The organism is Kolteria novifilia (assembly GCA_007748055.1).
In the GTDB taxonomy this organism is placed as follows: domain Bacteria; phylum Planctomycetota; class Planctomycetia; order Kolteriales; family Kolteriaceae; genus Kolteria; species Kolteria novifilia.
This window is the reverse complement of the sequence record CP036279.1, coordinates 6,076,309-6,093,439: the sequence shown is the minus strand read 5'-3', so window position 1 is coordinate 6,093,439 and position 17,131 is coordinate 6,076,309. Positions and strand designations below refer to the sequence as shown.

Here is a 17,131-nt window from a genome sequence, read left to right as displayed (position 1 = left end):
ACGACGGAGCCAACTTGTCATTCCGTATCTCGCGGAGAAAAACCCCTTCGCGGGGAATGTCACTCTTGGAAATCGATTGCTTGCTTAATGACCTGACTTCGGAACCTTGGAAATCCATGTCTCTTCGAAGGAAGCCGACAGTGATCGGGATGAGGCCAGATTCGTCTCGTCGACCGGAACTCAACAATTAGCGGGGAGAACGCAGGCCGACGCGGGTCAGGACCTTCGCACCCTCGTGTCCGTCCTATTGGATTGGGAACCCCCGCGGACCGTTTGGCAAGCGGGATAGATGGGAAGGTATCTCAACCACTCGAAGTTTAGAGCGACGCGCCGGGCATGTCAAGACTGAGCTCCGGCAAAACCCGAGCGGATCAAAACCTTTCCCGCCGAGATTTTGTTCACCTAAATCAAATTGACAAGTGACCCTTCGAGCGATACGCTTCCACTGATACCCCTCTCTATTCCAAGTTCGGTGAATTCGTCGAGACCCGTGGATGGATTGCCGGCACCAAGGAGTGAGAAATGACCTGGCTGATGGCGCTCGTTCTAGACGAGGATGGAGCCACCGCCGTTGAGTATGCGACAATGCTTGCACTGATCATTGTGGTATGCATCGCCGCGATTAGCTCGCTAGGTGGAACTACGAGCGATCTTTGGGACGACAACAAGGGCGAGATCACGAAGGCTCTTCAGGGAGGTTGACCCTTTCTCTGCCACTGGAAAAAACCTCAAGGGGCTCCGCCAAGGAGCCCCTTTTTTATTAGTCATGTCTCGGTCAGAAGTCCCAAGTCTTGTCCAAAGCGACCACTGCTGGTTGTTTCAGTAAAAGGGGAATGGTCGCTGCCTCGGGCAAGCCGGAACAGCGCCCAAGATTAGCCGCTAAGCCTCCGTCGCCACGAGTGCCTGCTCCTTGGCGAGCGCGATCTTGTTCAGTGCGTTCATGTACGCGAACGCGCTGGCTTCCACGATGTCGGTCGAGACCGCTCGGCTGCGATAGACGCGGCCCTCGTGCTTCACCTCGACGTAGACCTCGCCTTGGGCGTCCTTGCCCACCGAGACACTTCGGACCGAGTAGTCGATCAGCTTGACCCGGATCCCCGTGATCTTCTCCAGGGTCTTGAAGATCGCGTCGACCGGCCCGTCGCCGAACTCCGCCAACTTCGTCTCCTGGCCGTCGGCGCGTCGGAGGGTGATGGTCGCGGACGGGATGCATGCCGTCCCCGCGCTGGTGTGCAGGCTGGTCAAGTCCCAGGCGCGCTGCCCCGACTGGATCCGCTGCTCGATGAGCGCCTCCACGTCGGCGTCGAAGATCTCCTTCTTTTTGTCGCACAGCACCTTGAAGTCGGAGAAGATCTTGTCGAGTTGCGCTTCGGCAAGGTGGTAGCCCAACTCCTCGATTCGCTTGCGCAGGGCATGCCGACCCGAATGCTTACCGAGGACCAACTCGGTCTGGGAGATCCCGACGTCCTCGGGGCGCATGATCTCGTAGGTCGTCCGCTCCTTGAGCATGCCGTCCTGGTGGATCCCCGATTCGTGGGCGAAGGCGTTGCGTCCAACGATGGCTTTGTTGCGCTGGACGTGCATGCCGGTGATGTTGGAGACGAGTCGGCTCGTCGGGTAGAGCCGCTTGGTCTTGATGTTCGTCTTTGTTCCCAGGCGATCACCTCGCGTGGTCAACGCCATGACCAACTCCTCGAGTGAGGCGTTGCCGGCGCGCTCGCCGATGCCGTTGATGGTGCACTCGACTTGGCGGGCGCCCTGTTGGACCGCGGCGAGGCTGTTGGCGACGGCCAGGCCGAGGTCGTTGTGGCAGTGCACCGACAGGATCGCTTGGTCGATGTTGGGCACGTTGCCCTTCAAATAGCGGATGATCTCGGCGAACTCATCGGGGGTGTTGTAACCGACGGTATCGGGGATGTTGATCGTCCGGGCTCCAGCCTCGATGGCCGCTTCGACGACTTGGCCGAGGAACTCGTGCTCGGTTCGTCCCGCGTCCTCGGGAGAGAACTCGACATCGTCGCAGCCGTTGCGGGCACGCTTGACTCCCTCGACCGCGCGGCGGATGATCTCCTCCTTCGCCATCCGGAGCTTGAACTCCCGGTGAATGGCGCTCGTGGCGAGGAAGACATGCACGCGAGGTCGCTCGGCTCCCTTGACGGCGTCGAGCGCTCGGTCGATATCCTTGTCGTTGCAGCGAGCCAGGCCGCAAATCGACGGGCCCTTGATCTCGTCGGCGATGAGCTTGACCGCCTCGTAGTCACCGGGGCTGGCGATCGGAAAGCCGGCCTCGATCACATCGACGTTTAGATCCGCGAGGGCGTGAGCGACTTCGAGTTTCTCGGCGGTATTCATGCTGGCGCCCGGCGATTGCTCGCCGTCACGCAACGTCGTGTCAAAGATAATGACGTTCTCGTCACTCATCGGATCACTCCACAACTAGCGCCCATCCCTCTAGGTTGCTCAGGGGGGATTCCCAACCGCGGGCCCACGAAAAAACCCTGGCAACCATTTAGGTTCCAGGGCCTTCGAGTCTCGCGTTGTTACCGACGGTCCGTCGTCTGAGCGAACACCAAGCCCTGTCACCTTCCCCCATCTAGGAGGAGTAGACTAAGTCGATCGAGGGCTAGGATCGGCAGGGTCGCCACGTTGACGTACCTTCGGGTCAGTCGGTTCCTTACTTGCGGGCAGTCTATCGACCAGATCGGCGTCGGTCAACCAGAACCTCCAGGAAATCCTTCCCGGAAGTGGTGTCTAGCCCGACACCACCGACGACGGCTCGTCGAATCGTCCTCCAAAGACGAACGACTCGAGCGGTCGTCGGGCGCGGGGGCTCGACTCTCGCTTCTGGAGTTCGGGCGGAAGTTGCCCGGCGTCACCGGGATAGCCGATCGCGATCGCGGTGACCGGATCGAACGACTCGGGGACGCCGAAGGCGACTCGGACCTTGTCGGGAATGATGCCCGCCATCTGGTGCAGGACCAATCCGAGTTCGGTTGCTTGCAGCGTCAGCGAGCCGATCGCGAGTCCGACATCGTGGAAGGCATGCCGGTTCGGCTTACCGTTGCGTTCGAACTTGGTGCTCGCGAGCGTGAGAAGCAAAACCGGAGCGTTCTGGGCCCAGGGTTGGTTTCCCTCGGTCAAGCAGGAGAGCGCCTTGGCGAAGTTCTCGGGATCGTTCTTGGTCGCGAGCAAAAACCGCCAGGGTTGTTCGTTGTAGGACGAGGGCGACCAGCGTGCCGCCTCAAGCAGGGAGAGAAGCGCCGAGCGTTCCACCGGTCGGTCGGCGAACGCGAGCGGACTCCAGCGTTTGGCGAGCAAGTCGTGAATCGGATGGTTGTTGTCGGCGGGTTTTTCCATGGATTGGTGATTCCTCTAGGGTGTCTCTTGTTCGGGTACCGCCGCGGGAGCGCTCTTTCCGCGACAGCACTCATCGACGCTCCACGGGCCTGGCCCGAAGCCGATGACTAGCAACATCGCTCCCATGAGTCCGACGTTCTTCAGGAACTGAATCGTTTGCATCTGGACCTGCTCGGCTGGCACGGCCCAGAAGTCGTGAAAGACCAACGTCGCGGGGATGAGAAAGAGGATGAGGCAGAAGGCGCCGAATCGCGCGCACCAACCGAGGATCAGGGTCGAGGCCCCGCAGATGAGCGCCGTGATCGCGATCGCTAGCTGTACGGTGGGAAGGACGGTGATGCCGTGGCTCTCCAGATGGGCCAGGCTGCCGCTGAATCCCATGAGGTGCTTGATGCCCGAGAGAAGGAAGATCGCCGCCAGCATCAATCGCCCGACGAGCGTCGCCAACCCTTGTCCTAGTTTGACCATGACCACTCCTCCCGAGATGGGTAACGTTCACGTTCCTGCTTGGGTGTCGTCTCTGTACCATGGTAGCGGCACGACCTTGGTACGTCGGCCTGCCGACGCGAGTTCACTCGTCGCGGGTGGAATGGCCGCCGCGTGCCAAGTGCGCCGGGAGGAAGCCCCGAGTCGACTCGGGGCTTCCTTCCGCGGGCAAACGCGTGGGGAAGGGAAGCGCGAAGCGACAGGGAAAGCATCACACCATGAGAGATCCTCGTATCACTCGGCTGGCCGAAGTGCTAGTCGACCACAGTTGCCGCCTCAAGGCTGGAGAGTCCGTGCTGATCGAGGCATTCGATTTGCCCAGCGATGAGCTCGTTTGCCGACTGGTGGAGATCGCCAGCGAGCGCGGAGCTCACCCATTCGTGGAGCTCCGGTCCAGTCGGGTGCTGCGGTCGCTCTACCGTTCCGCGGGCGACGAGATGTTCCGTGCCGTGGGGCAGATCGAGAAAGCGCGGATGGAGAAGATGGACGCGTACATCGGCGTTCGGGGCAGCGACAATCTCAGCGAACTCTCGGACGTGCCCGTCGAGAAGCTCGACGCCCTTCAGAAGGAATGGTGGAAGCCGGTCCATCTGGAGGTTCGCGTTCCCAAAACGAAGTGGGTGGTGCTCCGCTACCCCAATGCCTCAATGGCGCAGGCGGCGAAAAAGAGCACCGAGGCGTTCGAGGACTTTTACTTTGATGTCTGTACCGCCGACTACGCCAAGATGGCCCGCGACCAGGAACCGCTGGTCAAACGCATGGCGGCCGCCGAACAGATCCGACTCGTGGCCCCCGGCACCGACTTGAGCTTCTCGACAAAGGACATTCCCGTCATCCCCTGTGCCGGCGACCGGAACATCCCCGACGGGGAGGTCTTTACCGCCCCCGTGCGCGAGAGTGTCAACGGCGTCATCCGCTTCAACACGCCGTCACTGCACCAGGGCTTCGTCTTCGAGGGGATCGAACTCGAGTTCCGCGATGGAAAGATCGTCCGTGCCGAGTGCAACGACAGCGAACGGCTCAACCAGGTCTTCGACTCCGACGAAGGGGCTCGCTACTGCGGCGAGTGGTCGATTGGCTGCAACAACCACGTCCGCCAACCGATGCTCGACACCCTCTTCGACGAGAAGATCGGTGGCTCGATTCACATGGCGATGGGCAATGCCTACGACGAGGCCGACAACGGCAACCGGTCGAGTCTCCACTGGGACCTGGTGCTGATCCAGACCCCGGACTTTGGCGGGGGTGAGATTTGGTTCGACGGGGAACTCGTCCGTAAAGATGGTTGGTTCTTGCCCGAAGACCTCCAGGGCCTCAACGACGGGCTGCCGTGAGGCTCTCGACTTCCTGAAACGGCCATCGATCGCTGGCGAGTTCGTTGCCTAAGATCGCGGCGAACCATCGTGCGGGAATGCCCACGGCGTGCGTGGGCATGACGCGAAAGCGTATCCTGGCGAAGACAAGCGGTTAGGGGAACTCCGTCACGCGTTGGTCGTGGATGCGACCGAGGCGTTGGTAGACCCCCAAATTGTTGATGTTGAGGTTGGTCTGTGCGGAGTTCGACAACGTGACGTTCGCGTTTCGAAACTGAATCGTCTCGTTGACGAAGTGAACCGAACCGTCGACCATCAGAAAGTGCGAGCCCCCTGGATGTTCGCTGGCGAACCCGGTCTCGCAGGGGCCCGCGTCGGCGGTTCGGGGGTCGTTGAGTGGAGCCGATACGCGACCGAGAGCGTAGTCGGCGCCGCGAGGACCGCTGCCGCACGGATTGCGATTGCCCACCCATGCTCCCGCCAAGCAGCGCCAACTGCGTTCGCCCACCGCGAAGGTCTTACTCGTTCCATCGGCGATATCGGCGATCTTTCTCGGTTTCATGCCATTCCCAACGTTGGAGTCCGCGGAACTGTCGCGCAGATTGACGAGGAAGCCGTCGTTGGACTTGTCGACGTGATAGAGGCCGGAAACGCCGATGTAGTTCGACGTGCCGGTGAAGTAGTCATTGCCGGGGGGAGAGGGAACGCCGCTGCCGTTGAAGTGGCGGCCACCGCCGCTAAGTGGCGTACCTTCAAGAGTGTCTCGCGCGGCGCCGTCGGAGGGACAGCGGAAGGTTCCGAGCCGTCGCTGGGCCAACGCGCGGCCCGTCGCGGATTGAAGAACTCGGCGAAGACTGTTGGATTGAACGTTCAGCTTGTCGTAGAGCTGCTGCTGGTCGAGGTAGGGCAGGATGAAGGCGCCCCATGTGAATTGTTCCCAGTTGTTCCGGCACCCGTCGTTGTCGGTCGGATCATTCGGCTCGGCGATCCCGCCAGGCGGAAAAACGCCGTGGGAGTCGAGGTAGTTGTGAAAGGCGGCCCCGATTTGTTTGAGGTTGCTCTTACACTGCATCCGGCGAGCCCCTTCACGGGCCTGCTGGACGGCCGGGAGCAACAGGCCGACTAAGACACCGATGATCGCGATGACGACGAGTAACTCGACGAGTGTGAATGCTGCCGAACGACTTCTCCTGGCGCACATGATCGTCCCCCCCGAATTGGACTTGGTCAGCGAGTGTCGACGTGGTTGATGCCGGTTCGCGGCCCGCGCCCGGAGGGGGCGCTGAAGATCGAACTTGCACCGTGCCGCTGACATAGAAACGAGTGACTTGAACGCTTGCGGACCGTTGAACGATACGATGGGCGCATCGTCTCGCGGCCCGCTTACCCCGAAGTTCCCAACATCAGTTCCGGGTCTCCTTGACTCTATTAGGCGTCTCTTTCTTTTGCTAGCGCAAAATGAGGCTATGTGTCCACTCTCTCGCGATAGGTCGTCGTGGGCCAATCGAGAGAAACGGATCGCCGTCGAGCCCGAGCACGACGACCAGTCCGTCGACGATGCGGCCGAGACGTTGATAGATGCCGAGGTTGGGCTCCATCGCGAGAGTGATGCTCGAGGTATCTCCGAACACCCAAGGTCTTACGGGTGCCGTGATCCCGGACGGCTCCGTTGGACGAGCCCTCCCCGGATCGTCTCAAATGGTCGAACGCCACGGACATCTCTCGGTGGCGGTGCTTCTTCTCCCGTTGTTCCCGTTCGCGCAACTCTCTTTCATCCCGCGTGTTGGGTCGGCGTGCCCCCTTCGGTCGCCTACGTCAGCCACTTGAGGAAGCCGAGGCTGGACGCCGTCTAGACGAACTGACAAGAATGTGTTTTTGATTATTCAAAAAACTGGTTTGCGTATTGCCGCATGTGTTCATAAGGTGAGCGTAACTTCTGTGGTCGTCTCTCCAAAATGATCTCGTCGCCCGCCAGGGGACGAGATGTCTCGAATAGGAGTCTCCCTCGTGTCGCGTTCCTCACCGTTTCGACGGGGATTCACCCTCGTCGAACTCCTCGTTGTCATCGCCATTATCGGCGTCTTGATCGGCTTGCTCTTGCCCGCGGTTCAGCAGGCACGCGAAGCCGCTCGCCGCGCCCAGTGCACCAACAATCTCAAGCAGTTGGGGGTCGCCCTGCACAACTATCACGATGCCCACAATTGCTTTCCCGCCGGCTACTACTCCTATGGAACCAGCACCGGGACTGGACCGACGTGGGCGGCAATCGATCCCAACACCTGGGACGCGGCTCCCGGCTGGAGTTGGAGCGCGATGCTCTTGCCCTACATGGATCAAGATGGGCTCGCGTCGAGACTCGACACCAACAATCCCGTCTGGACCGCGGGCTACGAAGACCTCATCTCCGCCACGCTCCCTTCATTCTTGTGTCCTAGCTCCTCCGGGGATCGCGAGCCATTCGCCGTGCGGGATGCCAGTGGTAGCAATCTCTCGATTGGAGGGGGGGACGTCACGCTCGGCCGTTCGCACTATGTCGCCAGTCACGGCCAAGAGTCGTGCTGGGGTGAGTGTGGGTCGGATGTCACCGGGACGGTCTTCACCGACATCTACAGCAGCGCCACGACCTCCATCACGATCAATGGCGACGTTTCCCGCGTGGCCGACGGACCGTTCTACCGGAACTCGCGGACCCGCGTCGGCGAGGTCAGCGACGGTCTCTCCAAGACGATCTTCCTGGGGGAGCACTCCTCCAAATTGAGTGAGAAGACGTGGGTCGGCGTCATTCCGGGGGCCTACACGCATCCGAACTTCACGTCCCCGGAGAACGGGGAAGACGCCGCGGCGACGCTCGTCTTGGTTCACGCCGGCCCCTCCGGTGGTGAGCTGGATATTACCGGCAGTCCGATCATTCACCCCGTCAACTTCCCGACCTACCACGTCGGCCAGATGTTCTCGGAGCATCCCGGCGGGGGCAATGTTGGCATGGGTGACGGATCGGTGCGTTTCATTTCCGAGAACATCGACCTGATCACGTTCGCGGAACTCTCGAGCATCAACGAAGGCGAGATTACGGAGGGCTTCTAAACCATGAATCGTTGGAACCTGAAAGCGAACCGATGGTTGCTCGCGCTAGTCGCGGCCGGGACGCTCGCATTGTCCGGATGCGGGTACGGCAAGGTCGGCCCCGAGACGTACAAGTACGCGACGGCGCTCTACTCGATCTGCAATCGTCGCGACGAGAAGGGACTCGACAAGATCACTGACATGTTGGCTCAGGCGAGCCAGGAGGGAGCGATCTCCAGTCGGGAGGCGGCTTGGCTCGACGATATCGTGGAAGAGGCTCGTGGGGGGGACTGGGAGTCGTCCGCGGCGCAAGCGCGTCGTATGCTCAGCGATCAGGTTGAGCGCGTTCGCTGAACACCGCGTCGGAACAGGACGAAGAGGCGGACCCTAAAGGGATGGTGGTCCGCCAAGTCCTTCGGGGCCGACCAGCGGCAAGAGGGGAAGCTACTTCGACTTCAGATCGAAGTCGAAGTCGTTGCTTCCCGGGACCACTTCGACGACCAGGGTCGTTTCCGAGTTGTACTGAGGCGGTACTTTCTCCGGGATCTCGATCGTGTTGCCCTCGTCGTCCTCCTTCATTGTCGCGGTGGAGATGCGAACGGTCTGCTTGCCGAGTTGGGCCCCCTTGCGGCGGACGGTGTAGAGCAATTCATAGTCGCCATCCGCGTCGGTCTGGCCGACGGAGGGACGCCCTTGTTCGGGCTGGAAAAAGACCTCGGCATTCGAAAGCGGCTCACCATCAAGGGTCACGGTGCCGGTGACGGTACCTAGGTCAGGCTTCTCTCCGCCGCCGCATCCTGTGAGAAGGGTGAGTGAGAAAAGGACGAGGGCTGATGGAATCGCTTTCGGCATCATTCGTTTCCATTTGGCAATGAGTCTGTCATGAGTGACCCAGAACAACAAAAAACACGCGGACTTGCTAGTGCTGGGTCAAACGCTAGATTTCGGGTTGTGAACCCACGATCACTTCTCGCTGGCTGACCAGCAGCCAATGCCACCCGAACTCTTGGATCTGACAACGCACTCGGCGGTCATGATAGCAAATCGCCGTTCGGTCTGGAGCGCCCACCCCTTGGCTTCGTCTCAAAAGTCGAGCGTCTGCCCGTCGTCAATGCGGCCGAGGCGCTGATAGACACCAAGTTGCCGCTCCTCGGCGGCGTTGACGGAACTGGGATCGGCGACGTTGACTCCCGACGGGATGTTGTAGTTGATGTCGTCCTGGATGAAGTGGACCGATCCATCGACCATGAGGAAGTGTCCCCCTCCCGGATGCTCGCTCGAGAACCCGGTCGAACACGTGTTGAAGTCGGTCCCGGCGCCGGCCGGCTTCGGATCGTTGAGCAGTCGGCTCAGTCGGCCTTGGGTATAGTCGGCCCCACGCGGCCCGCGCGCGTTCCCCGGACTCGTGCCGGTGTTGCGATTGCCGATCCAGCAGCCGGCGTTGCAGCGCCAAGATCGTTCGCCAACCGCGAAGGTCTTGCTGGTGCCATCGAGAATCGCGGCGATGCGACGACTTCCTCGAAGTTGTAGGACGCCGTCGTTGTCCGTGTCGACGTGAAAATTGCCCGCGACCCCGACGTAGTTCGAGGTTCCCGCGTAGTAGCTGCCTCCGGGAGGGTTCGGAACGCCATTGCCGTCGAAGTGCCGATCGACGGGCGTTCCCTCGAGGGTGTCGCCGGCGCTGCCGTCGGAAGGGCACCGAAAGAGATTGATCCGCCTTTGTGCCAGCCGTCGACCGTCGGCCCCGCCGTACCCGTTGTTGAGAAGATGGAATAGCTCCCACTGGTTGACGTTGAGTTGGTCGTAGAGGGAGTGCTGATCGAGGTAGGGGAGGAGCAGGGCGCCCCAGCCCCATGCCTCGCGTAGATGGACGTTGACGTTGACGCCGCCGGGAGGAAAGGCGCCGTGCTGTTCGTGGTAGTTGTTGAGCGCGACGCCGATTTGGCGGAGATTGCTCTGGCACTGGAGACGCCTGGCCCCTTCGCGAGCTTGCTGCACCGCCGGCAAGAGCAGCGCGACGAGAATGCCGATGATCGCGATCACGACCAGGAGTTCGACAAGGGTGAAACCGACTCTGCGAACGTTCACGTTGGTCCTCCTCACTCCGTTTGGGACTTCGCGGCGGGCCGACGATCGGGTCAGAAATCGTTGCCGAGCGGACGCCCGTCGTCGATGCGACCGAGTTGCTGATAGACTCCCAATTCGTTGGCGTTGGCGGAGGTGACGCTGTTCAGGTCGAGTTGGTCGAAACCCGAAGGCAGGCTGTAGTCGATCGATTCGTTGATGAATCGCACCGAACCGTCGGCGAGGAGGAAGAACGCTCCCCCGGAGTGCTCGCTGGAAAAGCCCGTCGTGCAGGAGTTGTAATCGGTGCCCGCCCCGGATGGAGCCGGATCGTTGAGGGTGCGACTGAGCCGTCCGATCGTATAGTCGGAGCCGCGCGGTCCCGAACCGGGCGTGCTGCGATTGCCGACCCAGGAGCCGGCGTTGCAGCGCCAGGAGCGCTCGCCGATCGCCAGCGTCTTGCTGGTCCCATCGATGATGTCGGCCAAACGTCTCGGCGAGTAACCGGCGCCGGCGCGGGCGACGACCATCGCGCCGTCGTTGGACTGGCTCGTCACGAACGTGCCGCAAACGCCGACGTAATTGGAAGTGCCGGTGAAGTACGACGAGCCCGCCCCCGCGTCGCCTCCGAAGTGTCGACTGACGGGAGTCCCTTGCAAGGTGTCGTTCGATCCCCCGTCGGAAGGACAACGGTAGAGGTTGATCTTGGTTTGGGCGAGTGCCCGCCCGGTGGCGCCGCCGCCGGAAGCGGAGAGCAGGTCGTAGAGTTCCCAACGATCGACATTCAAGCGATCGTAGAGCGACTGATTGTCCAACTGGGGCAGAAGAAATGTTCCCCAGCCCCATTGCTCACGGCCGGGATCGGTGGAGTACATGCCTCCTGGCGGCAAAACGCCGGTTTGATCGGCGTAGTTGTGCAGCGCGATGCCGATCTGACGGAGATTGGCGGAACACTGCATCCGTCGTGCCGACTCGCGTGCCTGCTGAACCGCCGGAAGTAGCAGCGCGACCAGGACGCCGATAATGGCGATCACCACGAGCAGTTCGACGAGGGTGAAACCCCGCCTTGGTGTTTGACGCACCATGGAGTAGATCCTTCTTCTCGATGTTTGTGTGCCGTCGACCTCGCCGACGGTGGAGTTGAACTCCCCGAAAGGGGATGATGGTCCGCAGCTATTCCCGCCCCATTCGATGAGTGGCGAGCGTCCGCGTGAGATGGAGTATTTGGCCCGCGGACACTCTAACGCCTTTGGTCTTTCTTCGCCAACCGATTTCGTCGTATCGCCGACGCGCTACCCTAGCAGCCCGTTGATCTAATCGATGCCGACTACCAACGGCCCTACTGACCAATCTCGGCGTCGAAGAAGCGTGACGAATTTACCGATTCGCCTCCATTTCTTTTCCTTGATCTTGGCCAACATGGCCCTTTCTCGCCCTGGCCCGCTTAAATCAACAGACTGCTAGTCAGAACGGCGTTTCGAGAACCGTTCCGTCGTCGATGCGTCCGAGACGTTGATAGACTCCGAGTTGGTTGACGTTGCTCGTCGAGACGCTGTTGGGATTGCCCTGGTTGAAGCCGCTCGGCAAGGTGAACTCGATACCGTCGCTGATGAAGTTGACCGAGCCATCGGCCATGAGGAAGAAGGCTCCGCCGGAATGCTCGCTGGCGAAACCCGTCGAGCAGGTGTTCTGCGCGGTGCCGGCGCCGGAGGGGCTCGGGTCATTGAGGGCCCGGCTCAACCGTCCCAGTGTGTGGTCGGCGCCGTTGGGGCCCCGGCCATTCTGATTTGGACGGCGATTTCCCACCCAGGAGCCGGCGTTGCAGCGCCATGAGCGTTCGCCGATCGCGAAAGTCTTGCTGGTCCCGTCGGTGATGTCCGCGATCCGCCTCGTGGCGTAGCCCGTCCCCGGGCGCGTGAGTACCAGGAAGCCGTCGTTCGAGATGTTGACGTCGAAGGTGCCGCAGACGCCCAGATAGTTTGTCGTTCCCGCGTAGTAGTTGTTTCCGGGGGGATCGGGGACGCCGGTATTGTTGAAGTGGCGACCGATGGGCGTTCCCTCGAGCGTGTCGCGCGAGCCGCCGTCGGAGGGGCAGCGATAGAGATTGACGCGAGTCTGCGCCAACGCTCGCCCGGCCGCGCCGCCGCCGCTGTTGCTCAAGTAGGTGCATAAGCTCATGCCGTTGACGTTGAGCTGGTCGTAGAGCGACTGGCGGTCGATGAAGGGAAGCAAGAACGCGCCCCAACCCCATTGTTCGCATTCCGTGCCGTCGGAGAAGAGTCCGCCTGGCGGAAAGACACCGACTTGGGAGTGGTATTGATGTAGCGCCAAGCCGATCTGTTTCATGTTGGCCGAGCACTGCATCCGCCGCGCCGACTCGCGAGCTTGCTGGACCGCGGGCAGCAAAAGTGCGACCAGGATCCCAATGATCGCGATGACGACTAAGAGTTCAACGAGGGTGAATCCTCGCCGATGGTTCCCCACAGAGAGCATGCCGGACTCCTACCGGTGGCGCGAGCACGCGTCGAGATGTTGGTACGAAGAATAGGCCCCCCGTACTCTAAGCGCTTCGCGTAGTGGAACGCCAGTCTTTTTAGGAGGGGCGACTCATCTCTTGGCGATGACGGCTCCGGACACGGCGACGCTTGGAGTGTGTGATCGGCGTGGCCGGAGGTGGCGCGAGCGTCTTGGGGCCTTGACTCACGAGGTTCAAGAGCAGGAAACCCGCGACAACGCTGATGACGACCACGAGAGCGAACGGCCAGATCGTTGGATGGGCCTCGAAGCCGTGGGTCAGGTTCATGCCGAAGATCGCGCTGACGGTCGCTAACGGAAAGAAGAAGGCGACCAGGACGTTGAGTCGGTGCGAGGCGACCGCCATCTGGTGGGAGGTGCGCGCCTGCTCCTCGGCCTGTCGCGCGATCGAGAAGTCCAGACCGTACTTCGCCTCCTCGTGGATCATGGTCGCGGTGTGCTCGAGCTGTTCGGCGGCGTCTCGGAAAATGATGAGATCGCGATCGGTCGGCATTATCTCCCGCGCTTGCTGCAGGGCGGTGCGCTGATGGGCCGCGGCACGGTGCAGAGGCCTGAGGTGACGCATCACGCTGAAGTAGTCCTCGGCCGACGTGGCTTGTTGCACCTCGTCATCCAGCTCGTCCAAGAGTTGACTGTATTCGGCCAGGTGGCTCTCGAGCGCCCGCGTGCCTGTCCCCATCTCGATGCTCTGCCATTGGCCCTCCGGCTTGCGCCAGAAGAAGCGTCCGTGACGCTCCGACGCCCCCTCGCGCGGCGGTGCATGGAGAATGAGCAGCAAGTGGCCCTCGGCGGTCATCGCCCGCTGGCGACCCGCCTCGCGTCCGACCCGTTCACGAAACACCTTGGGAACGGCCCAGGACCCTGGCAGAGCATTCACGGCATGGCTCACGGTTGATCCCCCATCGGCATCCGCGAGTCGCCCGTTCGCTCCAGGAGCGGCGGCCGTCAGAACCTCGCGATGTCGCTTTCATGTCGTCGCGACGGTCGTCCCTATTACCGAGTTCGCGGACGATCGTCGAATCTTGCCAAGGCGAGCGGGGGAAATCGAGGGGAAAAAGGTGCCGCTCCGGTGGCGCCTCGGATCGGCCGTTGGCGGTGTTCGCAACCAGTTTCGAGTTCGACGACGGTCTTGCTAGTCGACGGCGAACTCGAAGTGGTTGCTCTCTCCCGTCGCGACGTTGGCGGTCAATCCCGATGTCTTCGGGTTGGCGTAGCGCGGATCGAGCGGAGTCCCCATCTTCATTGGGAACTGCATCCCCGGAGGAGCCTTCTCGGCGGGGATCGAACTGATGATCGCCACCCCGTGGTTACCTGGGACGGCTCCGTCGCCCGGGGCGAAGGTCGTGAGCGTGAAGTGACCCTCGTGATCGGTCTTTCCCGAGGCCGGGCGACCCGCTTCGGGCGTGAAGACGACGTTGGCGTTGACGACCGGCTGACCTTTCTTCGTGATCAGGCCGGAAACGGGAGACGTCGGGGGCGTGTCCTTGCCGGAGGAGCAGCCCGCCGAGATCGTTTGAAGGAAGACCGCCAGCGCGAGCGATGGGACGGTCTTTGCGAACGTTGAACGCTTCATGGTTTCCCCTCCTCGTCGATGCGGTAAGCGGTTTACAGGGCCTCGCTGACGATCTCCTCGCCCGAGATGGTGGCGAGATGGCGATACGTGGTGATCTCGATGCTGTCGCCGATGAACTTCACCGCGCCATCGCCCATCAGGAAGTGCCCGCCGCCGACGTGCTGACTCATGAACGAGTAGTTGTTCGGCCAATCGCCCCGATTGGTGGCCATGAAGCCGCTACCGTTCGCCACTTGGTAGTTCAGAGGGACGCCGCATGTCGCGGTGCTGCCGTTGAACCAGAACCACCAGGTGTGATTGCACCAGTCGGGGACCGCTTCGCCAACGAAGAAGGTGTTCTTGAGTCCGTCGGTGACATCGCGAAGCCTCGTCACGATCGCGCGAGGGGTGCTGCCACCGCGGCAAATCACGCCGTTGCCTTCATCGAGGCCGTTGGTGCGACCGGCATTGCGTCCTTTCGGGGCCGAAAGACCGGGAAAGTTGCCCCAGGCCCAGTTGCTTCCCGCGACCGCCTTGTAGTTCTGCGTCCCGAACTCGGTGGCCGAGGGGGCGTTGGCACGGCCGGTCATCCGGCCGGGGTTCGCACTGTCGCTGGGACAATTCCACTGCGGCAAAATGGTCTGGGCGACCGCGAGGTTGGTCGTGACCGACTCGCCAAACTCGATCCGATCGTAGAGAGCCTGCTTGTCCGTGTACGGGAGCAGTTGGGTGATCCAACTCGTGCCGGTGTTGGCGTTGTTGTATGCGTCGCCGGGAGGCAGGCCGCGGAACGTGACCGGAAGAGTTCCGTGGCTCTCGGCGTAGTTGTGCATCGCGACGCCGATCTGTTTCAAGTTGTTCTGGCACTGCATACGTCGAGCCGACTCGCGTGCCTGCTGGACCGCGGGCAACAGCAAACCAACGAGGACGCCAATGATCGCGATGACGACTAAGAGTTCGACCAGCGTGAAGCCGGTGGTGACGGACTTGATAGAACCTGGGCGCAGTTCCCCTGATGTGCGCATGGGCTTCCCCCTCGAATCAACGAACCCGGAATTGAAGTGAAATCGCCGCTAGCACACCCCCCGCCGCCAAGTCTAATGAGGGTGCTCTCCCATCACAACAGGTTTGTTGAAAGCCGACGTGATTGGGGATTCTCAACGTTCGCTGCCCACGATTGGTTCCTACATGCCGATCGTTGACAGCGACCGAGCGTTCACCTAACAGGTACGTCAGGCCATTGCCTGACCAGAATCACGGTAGCGTTCCCCACTCTCGGTGGGAGAGGTAACCAATTGTTCCCCGTGGGGGAGAGGGGGGGAGGTGCGGGGATTCGTCTTCGTGAATCACCCTTGTTTCTCCGAGCCGGAGTCTCGCTCACCCGTCTTGCTTCGCTCGCCGACCTCTCCCCAAGGAGAAGTGAGGAATCCCTGACTCATCGAGCTAGCCGGCCGCGAATAGACCGACGGGCTGCTGGCGCCAGGCGCGGCGAGCGTTGCTCGCTTTGGGCAATAGGCCTGGCTATGGGGAGGGAGGCGGAGAGCCGCGAAACGACGAGGGCGCGGGCTCGATCCCGCGTCGCTCGCAGTAGGCCCGCCAGTCGTCCCAGGTGTCGATGTCTCCCCGGGGGGAGAGTAGGGTGTGCGACCAGTCGTTGTCTTGGCAGCGTTTGCGCTGGTCGGCGAGGGTGTCGGCGCACGACCAACGGACGTCGTCGAAGAGGCCGGGAAGATGGCGGCTGGTGCCGACGAGGTAGTAGCCCCCGTCGAATGCCGGGCCCAGGACGACATCGTGCGTCGCCAGCGCGTCGAACCCCGCGCGGACGAGGGACGCGTCGATGTCGAGGCAGTCGCTCCCAAGGGCGATGACCCTCGCTGAATCGTGATGCCCTTGGCGAAAGGCGGCATCGAGGCGGCGATCGAGCGGGCCTTCCGGTTGCACCCACCAACCATCGACGAGGTCCTTCCAGGGAGCGAAGTCTTCCACGGGAGCTCCGTCACAGTACCCAAGGAGTCGCCCTTCGCCGCGAAACTCCTGCAATTGGCCCAGCACGAGCGCGATCCACTCACGATAGAGTTCGGCGGCGGCTTCGGGGCCGATGCTCGCCGCGAGCCGGGTCTTGCAACGCCCAGGGGCGGGGTACTTCAAGAAGACCACGATCGTCATCGTCATGCGGAGTCTCCGGGCGTCTTTCGGCCGAACGGGGCGAAAACGTTCGCGAATCGGTCCCATTTTTTTGATTCGGCAATTGTTGAGAGCGATGAAAGATTTTTCCCGCGTTCACGTATCTGGTGCGGGGGAGAGTTTGCGAACCGGTTTTTGGGCGTTTTCCTGATTGTTTGACAGATCAGGTTGGCCGTTTGCCATTCACAAACTGTCATGTTCGCATTGACGGTTGGTAATTTGGTGAAAATGAGAACGGCAACGTTTTTGTCTAAAGACTCCGTAAGGTCTTTTGCGTGTTATGTTTATGGTAAGTCAATGCCGAATCTGCCGCGGTCGAGAGGTTTTGGCGCGCCGTGTGCGACTCTTGTCCGACGCCTTGGGAGGGCAAAACGAAACAAATCGTCTCTCATCCCGTCAACCAACGCCCCCGCTCGTGCGTAGTAGTCTACGGAGCGGAGCGCTGGATCGAAGGCCGGCGCCAGACCCAAGCAAGCGACCGGCCGGACGAATGCGGATTGGGAGAACATTTTGTTTCCTTCCGGTGTCCTAATTTGAGGCGCCGGGAGACCGCCCAAAGCAAACAAGTCGACGTTCG

The 17,131-nt window shown here is 61.6% G+C and carries 17 protein-coding genes; 4 read left to right on the top strand and 13 right to left on the bottom strand.

The genetic code is table 11. The annotated features are described in order from the left end of the window. The first annotated feature begins 522 nt into the window (after nucleotides 1-522). Nucleotides 523-702, top strand: a complete 180-nt coding sequence (locus tag Pan216_RS22415; RefSeq protein WP_145261572.1) for a Flp family type IVb pilin — start codon at nucleotides 523-525, stop codon at nucleotides 700-702. Nucleotides 703-879: 177 nt separating this feature from the next. Here Pan216_RS22415 and Pan216_RS22410 read toward each other — a convergent pair whose 3' ends face one another. The 3 genes from Pan216_RS22410 to Pan216_RS22400 form a co-directional block, all read right to left on the bottom strand. Next, nucleotides 880-2,421: a 2-isopropylmalate synthase gene (locus Pan216_RS22410; RefSeq protein WP_145261570.1), complete on the bottom strand. Its 1,542-nt coding sequence runs from the start codon at nucleotides 2,419-2,421 to the stop codon at nucleotides 880-882. A 330-nt stretch (nucleotides 2,422-2,751) separates the two neighbouring features. Then, a complete protein-coding gene (locus tag Pan216_RS22405; RefSeq protein WP_145261568.1) occupies nucleotides 2,752-3,357 on the bottom strand; it encodes a nitroreductase family protein in 606 nt (201 codons plus the stop codon). A gap of 15 nt (nucleotides 3,358-3,372) precedes the next feature. Then, nucleotides 3,373-3,825, bottom strand: a complete 453-nt coding sequence (locus Pan216_RS22400; RefSeq protein ID WP_145261566.1) for a DoxX family protein — start codon at nucleotides 3,823-3,825, stop codon at nucleotides 3,373-3,375. 236 nt (nucleotides 3,826-4,061) lie between these two features. On the opposite strand from Pan216_RS22400, the gene Pan216_RS22395 reads away from it, so the two are divergent. After that, nucleotides 4,062-5,177 carry an aminopeptidase gene (locus Pan216_RS22395; protein WP_145261564.1) on the top strand — a complete coding sequence of 372 codons (1,116 nt, stop codon included), beginning with the start codon at nucleotides 4,062-4,064 and terminating at the stop codon, nucleotides 5,175-5,177. Between the two features lie 133 nt (nucleotides 5,178-5,310). Here Pan216_RS22395 and Pan216_RS22390 read toward each other — a convergent pair whose 3' ends face one another. Next, the gene (locus tag Pan216_RS22390; protein ID WP_419192854.1) at nucleotides 5,311-6,357 is read right to left on the bottom strand and encodes a DUF1559 domain-containing protein; all 1,047 of its coding nucleotides are present in this window, start codon (nucleotides 6,355-6,357) and stop codon (nucleotides 5,311-5,313) included. Nucleotides 6,358-6,604: 247 nt separating this feature from the next. Further along, nucleotides 6,605-6,787, bottom strand: a complete 183-nt coding sequence (locus tag Pan216_RS22385; RefSeq protein ID WP_145261560.1) for a hypothetical protein — start codon at nucleotides 6,785-6,787, stop codon at nucleotides 6,605-6,607. Nucleotides 6,788-7,139: 352 nt separating this feature from the next. On the opposite strand from Pan216_RS22385, the gene Pan216_RS22380 reads away from it, so the two are divergent. Beyond that, nucleotides 7,140-8,240 (top strand): DUF1559 family PulG-like putative transporter, encoded by a 1,101-nt coding sequence (locus tag Pan216_RS22380; protein ID WP_145261558.1) that lies wholly within the window; start codon nucleotides 7,140-7,142, stop codon nucleotides 8,238-8,240. Between the two features lie 3 nt (nucleotides 8,241-8,243). Further along, the gene (locus tag Pan216_RS22375) at nucleotides 8,244-8,573 is read left to right on the top strand and encodes a hypothetical protein (RefSeq protein ID WP_145261556.1); all 330 of its coding nucleotides are present in this window, start codon (nucleotides 8,244-8,246) and stop codon (nucleotides 8,571-8,573) included. Between the two features lie 90 nt (nucleotides 8,574-8,663). Here Pan216_RS22375 and Pan216_RS22370 read toward each other — a convergent pair whose 3' ends face one another. From Pan216_RS22370 to Pan216_RS22335, 8 genes are all read right to left on the bottom strand, one after another. After that, the gene (locus tag Pan216_RS22370; protein WP_145261555.1) at nucleotides 8,664-9,074 is read right to left on the bottom strand and encodes a transthyretin-like family protein; all 411 of its coding nucleotides are present in this window, start codon (nucleotides 9,072-9,074) and stop codon (nucleotides 8,664-8,666) included. A gap of 228 nt (nucleotides 9,075-9,302) precedes the next feature. After that, the gene (locus Pan216_RS28580) at nucleotides 9,303-10,307 is read right to left on the bottom strand and encodes a DUF1559 domain-containing protein (RefSeq protein ID WP_419192853.1); all 1,005 of its coding nucleotides are present in this window, start codon (nucleotides 10,305-10,307) and stop codon (nucleotides 9,303-9,305) included. Between the two features lie 50 nt (nucleotides 10,308-10,357). Then, on the bottom strand, nucleotides 10,358-11,368 hold the full coding sequence (locus tag Pan216_RS22360; protein WP_145261551.1) for a DUF1559 domain-containing protein: 1,011 nt from the start codon (nucleotides 11,366-11,368) through the stop codon (nucleotides 10,358-10,360). Between the two features lie 379 nt (nucleotides 11,369-11,747). After that, nucleotides 11,748-12,776, bottom strand: a complete 1,029-nt coding sequence (locus Pan216_RS22355) for a DUF1559 domain-containing protein (RefSeq protein ID WP_145261550.1) — start codon at nucleotides 12,774-12,776, stop codon at nucleotides 11,748-11,750. A gap of 100 nt (nucleotides 12,777-12,876) precedes the next feature. Next, nucleotides 12,877-13,707: a CorA family divalent cation transporter gene (locus Pan216_RS22350; protein ID WP_145261548.1), complete on the bottom strand. Its 831-nt coding sequence runs from the start codon at nucleotides 13,705-13,707 to the stop codon at nucleotides 12,877-12,879. Nucleotides 13,708-13,950: 243 nt separating this feature from the next. Continuing rightward, nucleotides 13,951-14,391: a hypothetical protein gene (locus Pan216_RS22345; RefSeq protein WP_145261546.1), complete on the bottom strand. Its 441-nt coding sequence runs from the start codon at nucleotides 14,389-14,391 to the stop codon at nucleotides 13,951-13,953. A 32-nt stretch (nucleotides 14,392-14,423) separates the two neighbouring features. Continuing rightward, a complete protein-coding gene (locus Pan216_RS22340) occupies nucleotides 14,424-15,395 on the bottom strand; it encodes a DUF1559 domain-containing protein (RefSeq protein WP_145264267.1) in 972 nt (323 codons plus the stop codon). 496 nt (nucleotides 15,396-15,891) lie between these two features. Further along, a complete protein-coding gene (locus tag Pan216_RS22335; protein WP_419192852.1) occupies nucleotides 15,892-16,542 on the bottom strand; it encodes a TIGR04282 family arsenosugar biosynthesis glycosyltransferase in 651 nt (216 codons plus the stop codon). Nucleotides 16,543-17,131: the final 589 nt, after the last annotated feature.